The 8,334-nt window shown below is 64.6% G+C and carries 7 protein-coding genes and 1 pseudogene; 3 read left to right on the plus strand and 5 right to left on the minus strand.

The genetic code is table 11. The annotated features are described in order from the left end of the window. Positions 1 to 464, plus strand: a pseudogene (locus EOA27_RS12120) (NAD-dependent epimerase); the annotation flags it as partial. A gap of 108 nt (positions 465 to 572) precedes the next feature. Here the strand turns inward: EOA27_RS12120 and EOA27_RS12125 are convergent. Next, positions 573 to 1,322, minus strand: a complete 750-nt coding sequence (locus EOA27_RS12125; RefSeq protein ID WP_210211606.1) for an SDR family oxidoreductase — start codon at positions 1,320 to 1,322, stop codon at positions 573 to 575. A 76-nt stretch (positions 1,323 to 1,398) separates the two neighbouring features. On the opposite strand from EOA27_RS12125, the gene EOA27_RS12130 reads away from it, so the two are divergent. Beyond that, entirely contained in the window at positions 1,399 to 1,971 is a 573-nt protein-coding gene (locus EOA27_RS12130; protein ID WP_126081491.1) for a TetR family transcriptional regulator, read from the plus strand. Positions 1,972 to 2,164: 193 nt separating this feature from the next. On the opposite strand, the gene EOA27_RS12135 is transcribed toward EOA27_RS12130, so the two are convergent. The 4 genes from EOA27_RS12135 to EOA27_RS12150 form a co-directional block, all read right to left on the minus strand. Beyond that, entirely contained in the window at positions 2,165 to 3,400 is a 1,236-nt protein-coding gene (locus EOA27_RS12135; protein ID WP_245466957.1) for a nickel/cobalt transporter, read from the minus strand. Positions 3,401 to 3,503: 103 nt separating this feature from the next. Then, the gene (locus EOA27_RS12140) at positions 3,504 to 4,172 is read right to left on the minus strand and encodes a DUF1007 family protein (RefSeq protein ID WP_126081493.1); all 669 of its coding nucleotides are present in this window, start codon (positions 4,170 to 4,172) and stop codon (positions 3,504 to 3,506) included. A gap of 169 nt (positions 4,173 to 4,341) precedes the next feature. Beyond that, positions 4,342 to 5,244: a LysR family transcriptional regulator gene (locus EOA27_RS12145; protein WP_042640557.1), complete on the minus strand. Its 903-nt coding sequence runs from the start codon at positions 5,242 to 5,244 to the stop codon at positions 4,342 to 4,344. 2 nt (positions 5,245 to 5,246) lie between these two features. Then, entirely contained in the window at positions 5,247 to 6,443 is a 1,197-nt protein-coding gene (locus tag EOA27_RS12150; RefSeq protein WP_126081494.1) for an amidase, read from the minus strand. A 543-nt stretch (positions 6,444 to 6,986) separates the two neighbouring features. On the opposite strand from EOA27_RS12150, the gene odc2 reads away from it, so the two are divergent. Beyond that, positions 6,987 to 8,120, plus strand: a complete 1,134-nt coding sequence (odc2, locus tag EOA27_RS12155; protein ID WP_126081495.1) for an ornithine/lysine decarboxylase — start codon at positions 6,987 to 6,989, stop codon at positions 8,118 to 8,120. Positions 8,121 to 8,334 lie beyond the last annotated feature (214 nt).

Consider the following 8,334-nt stretch of genomic DNA (forward strand, 5'->3'; position numbering starts at 1 on the left):
GCATCCGGCTGCCGACGATCTGCGTGCGCCCCGGCAAGCCGAACAAGGCAGCCTCCAGCTTTTTCTCAGGCATCATCCGCGAGCCGCTCGCCGGGCAGGAGGCGATCCTGCCGGTGCCGCGCTCAGTGCTGCACACCCATGCCAGCCCGCGCTCGGCGGTCAATTTCCTGATCCATGCGGCCGAAATCGACGGCGACAAGGTCGGACCGCGTCGCAACCTCACCATGCCCGGAGTCGCCGTCACCGTCGGCGAGCAGATCGAGGCGCTGGAGCGCATTGCCGGCGCCGAAGTCGCGAAGCGGATCCGCGAGCAACCCGACGAGACCATCTGGGCAATCGTCAAAGGCTGGCCGACACGGTTCGAGGCAAGGCGGGCGCGGGAGCTCGGCTTTGCCGCCGAGAAGAACTTCGACGAGATCATCCAAGCTCATATCGAAGATGAGCTCGGCAAAACGGTCGCTTAGGTGAACTCTAAGGGGTCACAGCTTTCCCGAGATAACCTTTACCCGCCTCTCTGCAATTAATTCGATCGTAGGGAGTGAAGGCGAAGGAACGCCCAGTCACCTGCGTTGTCAAAATGTCGTGGTGATGCCACCGTCCACGGCGATTGTCTGGCCAGTGACGAAGGAAGCCGCGTCGCTGGCGAGAAAAACCACGATGCCGGCGATCTCCTCCGGCTTTCCCCAGCGGCCGAGTGCCGTGCGTGTCTTCAGCCAGCGCGCCCAATCCGGATCCTCGGCGAGGCCGGCATTCACCTCGGTCGCGAAGGTTCCGGGGGCGACGGCGTTCACGGTGATCCCGTGGCCGCCGAGTTCGACGGCGAGCGCCCGGGTCAGGCCGTCGATACCGGCCTTGGCCGCGGGATAGGCGACGTCTCCGGCCCGGCCGAGTTGCGCGATGACGGAGGAAACATTGATGATCCGGCCCGGCGCGCCGCGGCGGATCAAGGCACGGGCGACCGTTTGGCTCATCGCATAGGCGGAAACCAGGTGGCCGTCGAGCATGGCGCCGAATTCCTCCGGCGACATGGCGTCGAAGCCGCGGCGATCGCGACGGCCGACATTGTTGACGAGGATGTCGATGTCGCCCAGCCCGGCAAGCGCCTGCTGCGCGGCGTCGCGCCGAGTGACGTCGAACGGCGCGCCATGCGCATCCAGGCCCTGGTCCCGCATTCCGGCGATGGCTGCCTCGAGCGTGGCGGGCTCGCGCCCGTTCAGGATCACGCGGGCGCCGGCTTCGGCCAGGCCGCGCGCCATCTCGAGCCCGAGCCCACGCACCGATCCTGTCACCAGGGCGGTTCGGCCGGCAAGCGAGAAGCTCATGCTGCACGCCATCGAATACCTCGACTGAAACGACCGTTTCAGTTAGGTATTACAGCGGGCATGAAAGGAGCGCAAGATGGCCGGGCATGAAGCAGTGACTGCCGAACCCTCCCTCCGCCGGGCGGAACTGCTCGATGCCAGCTATGCCTATGTGCTCGACCATGGTCTCAATGGATTGTCGTTGCGCCCGCTGGCGGCCGCCATTGGCTCCAGTCCCCGTGTGCTGCTCTATCTGTTCGGCAGTAAGGAGAAGCTGCTGCGCGAACTGCTGGTCCGGGCGCGCACCGAACAGATCGCGCAACTGACTGTCGCGCTCGCGGCCGAGGGCCGAAGCCATGGCCTCGAAGAAACGGCCGGGCGATTGTGGGCATGGATGTCCGCGCCCGAGCAACGTCCGATGGTCAGGCTCACCTATGAGGCGTTCCTGCTTTCTTTCAGCCATAAGCCCGGTCCGTGGGCGGGATTCGCGGCGGAAGCGGCCCAGGACTGGCTGGACCTGCTGATCGACACCCAGACGCAGCTCCCGCGAGCCGAGGCCGAGGCGCGGGCTACCCGTATACTCGCAACGATACGCGGCCTGCTGATCGACCTTCTGGCCAATGGCGATAATGAAAGAATTGCCGCCGCCGTGCGCATGGGCTGGCTCTGAGTTGGACCGGACGCCGCGCGAAGGCGCCCCCTCCATTATTGCGTTGCATACCGACAGCTGTTCCGCTCGCGCAACCGGATGACATCGAAGCTGTTCAGGCCATAGACGCGATTACCGCCAGTCCGGCGACCGCTTCGGGATCGGCCAGCCTGACATTGACGGCCGCGCGCGTCCTTCCTCCATCGTCGGCACTTCAGACGCCGCCCGACAGGCTGGCCGACAGAAGCAGCAAGCCGACGATGAAAATGAAGGCGGCGCCGCCGATCTCGACGATGGAATGGATATGGTTGCCGATGCGGCCGTCGCCGGCGAAGTAGACGGCCCAGTTCTTCGCCAGCACGGCGATCGTCGCCAGTGCCGAGACGGTGATCGCGGTGCCGATCGACATCGCCAGCACCGACAGCAGCCCGCCCAGCCACAGTCCGTTGAGCAGCGCGAAGCTCAGCACGATCAGCGCGCCGGAGCAGGGGCGGATGCCCACGGCGGCCACCGCCGACCAGGCGGTCTTCCAGTCGAAGCGGTCGCCTGACAGCATCGCCGGATCCGGCGCATGCGAATGGCCGCAGGTCTCGCAGACTTCGCCCGGGCCATGGTCGTGATGCTGATGTTCATGACTGTGACTGTGCGCGGCATGGTCGTGATGATGGAGATCGTGCGCGCCGTGATCATGGCTATGTGTATGGTCATGATCATGATCGTCATGCACGTGGAGGGCATGGGAATGCGCGGCGTGCGCGTGCGCATGAGCATGGCCGGCATGGGAATGCGCGTGAGCGTGGGAATGCGCGTGAGCGTGCGCGCGGGAGTGCCCGCCATGCGAATGGCCGGCATGGGCGGCCGACAGGCTGTAGGCGGGCGCTCTGCCGAACAGGCGCAGCGCCGATGGACCGAGCTTGCGCCAAAGCAGCCAGGCGCCGAACAAGGTGACCAGCACGAAGCTGGAGATTTCGAGGAACCAGGCGGCGTCGGTCATCGAGATGGCGGTGCCGCGCAGCACGAAATAGGCAAGCACCATGACGACCACCGCCGTCAGGCCCTGCAGCAGCGCCGAAACGAAGGAAAGCAGGATGCCGCGCCTCAGCGCCACTTCGTTTGCGACCATGTAGGAAGAGATCACCGCCTTGCCGTGGCCGGGGCCGGCGGCATGGAAGATGCCATAGGCGAAGGACAGGCCGATCAGCAGCCAGAGCTTGCTGCCGTCCTGACGCATCGCCTTCATGGCCGCCGCCAGCGAGTGATAGAATTCCTGCTGCCTGAGATTGATCCACATCAGGATATGGGCGAACGGACCTGTGGTGGTCGGCGCCATGCCGTCATTGGTGCCGATGCCGAGCGAGCTTTGCGCATGCGCGGCGCCGGGCAGGTGGGCGATCACCAATGTGGCGGCCAGCAGGCCAAGCGCCAAGCGGATATTCGTGGGATGCCCCACGAATATCCGCTTGGATTCCCTTGTCTGCCGCAGGTTCCGATCGCAAAACCGTGCGACACTTTTGCGGAACCTGCTTGCGCGTAACGACGGTTTCATCACCAAATCATCCTTCCGGCGGGCAGTCCAATTCGAGCTTGGTGGCGAAGATCTTGCTCATGTCCGTGCCTGTCGGATCGTTGAAGAACGCGTCCGTCAGGGTCTTCTGGTTTTCCTTGATCGCCTCGTCCGGATCCGGACGGATGACCTTCTTGGTGCAGGTCGAGGGCAGGCCTTCGACGGTCATGTTGGCGTCGTCGGTGAAGTCGATCGCGGTGTAGAAGGTCGGATCGTAGACACCGATGTCGACCTTGCCGGCAAGCTTGATCGGCGTCTTCGGCTGCGACTCGAACAGGATGATCAACTGATCGTTGTCGAAATTCGCCATCAGATGCGGCGGCGGCACCATGGGCACGTCCTTGCCGTCCTGGGTGACGAGCTGGAAGTAGTTGAACTCGGCCAGCGAGGAATGGACGGTGTCGGCCACTTCCTTGAGCTCTTTGTCGTCAAGCTTCAGATCGGAGTTCTTGTCGAACTCCATCATCACTGTACTCGAAAACAGGTCGTCGAAGCGCCAAAGGTGGCGCAGCGCCGTCACACTTTGGTGATCCTGGCTGAGGATGACGTCGAGCCGGGCTTCGGCGAAGACATGCGGATGGACTTCAGCCTGCTCTACCGAGGCCAATATGGCCGCAAGGGCCGAAGCCAGCATGGTTGCTTGCCGTTTCAGATGCATTCCGTGCCGCGATTCCATTGACTTAGAGCGGTTCTGCGTTCCACGCTGACCCGCTCTAATAATTTGTTTTGCGCAATTCCGGACGGAAAACCGCTACGCACTTTTCCTGGAATTGCTCTCGGGAGCGAGCCCAGAGTTAGCAGAAAGGGGGCGAAATTGGGACGCTCGCTCAGGCGCCCGTGTCGCGCGTCCTGAACCAGTGCACCAGGAAGTCGACGAAGACCCTCACCTTGGCCGGCAAATAGCGGCGGTGCGGGTAGACGGCGAAGATGCCGGTGCCGGCCAGGATGCGATCGTCGAGCGCGGTGACCAGCTTGCCGGACGCGAGGTCGGGGGCGGCGATGAAATCGGGCAGCATGGCAAAGCCCAGGCCGGAGAGCGCGGCGGCTCTCGCCACGATCGGGCTGTTGACCTCGATAGGCCCGGAAACGGCGACGCTGATGGATTCCTCGCCTTCGCCCTTGAAGCGCCAGTTGGCCAGCGAGCGGCCGTTGGTGTCGACGATGCAGGGCAGGTTTGCGAGATCCTGCGGGCGCGTCGGCGCGCCATGCTTGGCGATCAGCTCCGGCGACGCGCACAGCCTGACCGAGAACGGCGCCAGCCGCCTGGCGATCAGCGAGGAGTTCTCCAGCCGCGAGATGCGCACGGCAAGGTCAAAGCCTTCCTCGACAAGGTCGACGAAGCGGTCGTCGAGATGGATGTCGAGCACGATGTCGGGATGCTGCCTGGCGAAGTCGACCAGCGACTGACCGATCGGCGCGTCGGCGAAGGTGCGGGCGGCCGACAGCTTGATCCTGCCGCGGACGTCGCCGGAAGACTGGCGCACCGCCTCGGCAAGGCTGTCAACCTCGCGCACGATCTCCGAGGCGCGCTGATAATAGGTGTGGCCGGCCTCGGTCAGCGAGAACTGGCGCGTGGTGCGGTTCAAGAGCAGCGCGCCGAGCTCGTCCTCCAGCTCGCGCACATATTTCGACAACAGCGCCTTGGAGCGGCCGATCTTGCGCGCCGCGGCCGAAAAGCCCTCCGCCTCGACCACGTCGATGAAGGCGCGCATGCGGGTCAATGTATCCATGGTCAGACCTTTCGTGCCGCGTCGAGAATCTTGCGGCCGAGCCGTATCAGGGCAACGTCGCTGCCGGAAGGCCCAAGCAGCGACAGGCCGAAGGGCGCGCCGTCGACGGAGCCGATCGGCAAGGTGATCTGCGGAAAGCCCGAAAGACCCGAAAGGCATAAGAGATGCAGCGCCCTTTCGCGGTAGGCCTGGAACTGTTCCGGGGTGCTGGCGGCGAGCGGCGCCGCGCCGGGAACGGTGGGCAGGACGAGAAAGCCGTCATTGCCAAGCAGGGCGCCGAGCTCGGCCCGGAAAGCCAGCCGCCGCGCCGCTTCGGCGGCGGCAGTTTTGGCATCTATGGTGCGGCCGAAGGCAAAACGCTCCTCGACGCCCGGGCTGAGGCGACCGCCGGCCGAGATCCACGGGCCATGCTCGCGCCAGGCCTCGAAGGCCTGCAGGCGGCGAAAGCACCAGTAAAGCTCGTCGGGGAATGAAGCGAAGGCGTATTCGGTTTCCACGGGCTGGCCTATGACAGCGGCGGCCAGCGCCTTCATGCGCGCATATTGCGCGGCCTCCGCCGGACCCATGACGAAGGCGTCCAGCCAGCGGATCGAGAGCGGGCGGTTGAGCGGGTGCTGATGCAGGTCGCGGCCGAGCAGCAGCTTGCCGACCGTCTCATAGGTCTCGATGTCGTCGGCGAACCAGCCGAACGTGTCGAAGCTCGATGCCAGCTTCATCGCCCCGTCGAGCGAAATGCGGCCATGGGTGGTGCGTAGCCCGATCAGGCCGCAGAAGCTCGCCGGCGCGCGGATCGAGCCGCCGGTGTCGGAGCCGGTGGCGATGTTCGCCAGCCCGCCGGCAACCGCGGCCGCCGAGCCGGAAGAGGAGCCGCCGGTGACGCGATCGGGCGCGGCGGGATTGACCGGGTATGGGAAATGCGCGTTCTGGCCGAACAGCGAGAAGGCCAGCTCGTCGGTCTGGGTCTTGCCGACGAATCGCGCGCCGGCGTCGAGGATGGCCTGCACCGCTTGCGCCGTGCGCGAGGCGGCATGCGCCTCCTCGTATTTTTGCGGGTTGCCGCAGCCGGTGCGGTAGCCGGCGACGTCATAGATGTCCTTGACGGCCAGGCGCAGGCCGGCGAGCGGGCCCAATTCCGCATCCTCCACAGGCATTTGGCGCAGATTGAGGAAGGCGTTCAGCGGTCCTTGAGTTCCTGGCATCGTTCGATTTCCGGATACAGTCGGACCAACATTGTTCGATGCCAGAAATTTTACAACCTGGGCTTACGATTTTTGTTGATTGTGAAACCCTTCGCTCCTATATCGCGCTTGCCCAAAGTCGCACGTGCCTGTGGGTGTCCGCCGATCCTCGAATGGTGAGGGCAATCGGTAAGGTAACTGGAGCCAACCCCTCCAGTCGGTCAGTGGCCAACCACAAGACCGAGGACACCTTGAAGCAACGACGGTGCGGGCCTTTCTGGTTCTCTTCCGGTTGTCCAAAGACCGGGGTTACTAAAGAGGCACACCTTCATTGCCGGCAGTGCGGACGGGGCTCTCCCATCCAAGCCAAGGCAGACAAAGCGAACCGAGGCCGGGCAAGGCCAAGGTTCATCGCCGCGAGACGGCATTTCATGGTTCCGGGGTCTCCACCGGCTGGTTCCATGGATTTGACGTCCCGCCTTTGTTTGACCGCGAGTTCGCGAGGCTGAGCGCCCGCGTTCCGCAGCCTTTGTGCGCGCCGAAAGGCGTTATGGAGAGACCCCGATGGCCACCCAGCGCATCCTTGACTTCCTCGCCACCCGACGTCCGAACGGTCCCTGCCTCGTCGTCGACCTCGATGTCGTGCGCGACAATTTCCGCGCCTTCGAGAAGGCGCTGCCCGATTCCAAGATCTATTATGCGGTGAAAGCAAACCCGGCGCCGGAGATACTGCGCCTCCTTGCTGCGATGGGCTCGTCCTTCGACACCGCATCGGTTGCCGAGGTCGAGATGGCGATGGATGCCGGCGCGCCGGCCGATCGCATTTCCTTCGGCAACACCATCAAGAAGGAGCGTGACATCGCACGCGCCTACCAGCTCGGCATTCGCCTCTACGCCGTGGACTGCGTGGAGGAGGTGGAGAAGATCGCCCGCGTCGCCCCCGGCTCGCGCGTGTTCTGTCGCGTGCTGACCGACGGCGAGGGCGCCGAGTGGCCGCTGTCGCGCAAGTTCGGCTGCGTGCCCGCGATGGCCGTCGACGTGCTGCGCCATGCCAAGGGCCTCGGCCTCGACGCCTATGGCGTGTCGTTCCATGTCGGCTCGCAGCAGACCGACCTGTCGGCCTGGGACCGCGCGCTGGGCGACGCCAAGAAGGTGTTCGCGACGCTCGCCGAGGAAGGCATCGTGCTCAAGATGGTCAATATGGGCGGCGGCTTCCCGACCCGTTACTTGAAGGACGTACCAGTGGCCCAGGCCTACGGCCAGGCGATCTTCTCGGCGCTGCGCAAGCATTTCGGCAATGCGCTGCCCGAGACGATCATCGAGCCGGGCCGCGGCATGGTCGGCAATGCCGGCGTCATCAAGTCGGAAGTCGTGCTGATCTCCAAGAAGGCCGACAATGACAATGTGCGCTGGGTGTTCCTCGACATCGGCAAGTTCGGCGGTCTCGCCGAGACGATGGACGAGGCGATCCGCTATCCGCTGGTCACCCGCCATGACGGCTCGGAGACCGCGCCTTGCGTGCTCGCCGGCCCGACCTGCGATTCGGCCGACGTGATGTATGAGAAGACGCCTTATCCGCTGCCCTTGTCGCTGACCATCGGCGACGAGGTGCTGATCGAAGGCACCGGGGCCTACACGACCACCTACTCGGCGGTCGCCTTCAACGGCTTCGAGCCTCTCCGATCCTACGTGATCTGAGCCGTTCGCAAGAACCGCTCAGATCGACCGGCGCGGGCGCCTGTCGCCCGCCCAGGCTCGCTTGTGGAACAGATCTCCGCTCGTGAAGGATCGCGGATATGGAATACCTGATCAAATCGGCCATCGCGGCCACCGAAATTGCCCCCTCGTCCGGACCGTCGGATGAGCTTTTCTCCGCGGGGGAGAAGAGCCCGATTGCGGCAGTGCTTCGTGG

The sequence above is a fragment of the Mesorhizobium sp. M2A.F.Ca.ET.037.01.1.1 genome (genome assembly GCF_003998075.1).
Classification (GTDB): Bacteria; Pseudomonadota; Alphaproteobacteria; order Rhizobiales; family Rhizobiaceae; genus Mesorhizobium.

What these genes read in the sequence shown, in the direction of transcription:
- odc2 (WP_126081495.1), top strand. Translation starts at nt 6,987, where the DNA reads ATGGCCACCCAGCGCATCCTTGACTTCCTCGCCACCCGACGTCCGAAC.
- EOA27_RS12125 (WP_210211606.1), bottom strand. Translation starts at nt 1,322, where the DNA reads ATGAGCTTCTCGCTTGCCGGCCGAACCGCCCTGGTGACAGGATCGGTG.
- EOA27_RS12145 (WP_042640557.1), bottom strand. Translation starts at nt 5,244, where the DNA reads ATGGATACATTGACCCGCATGCGCGCCTTCATCGACGTGGTCGAGGCG.
- EOA27_RS12140 (WP_126081493.1), bottom strand. Translation starts at nt 4,172, where the DNA reads ATGCATCTGAAACGGCAAGCAACCATGCTGGCTTCGGCCCTTGCGGCC.
- EOA27_RS12130 (WP_126081491.1), top strand. Translation starts at nt 1,399, where the DNA reads ATGGCCGGGCATGAAGCAGTGACTGCCGAACCCTCCCTCCGCCGGGCG.
- EOA27_RS12150 (WP_126081494.1), bottom strand. Translation starts at nt 6,443, where the DNA reads ATGCCAGGAACTCAAGGACCGCTGAACGCCTTCCTCAATCTGCGCCAA.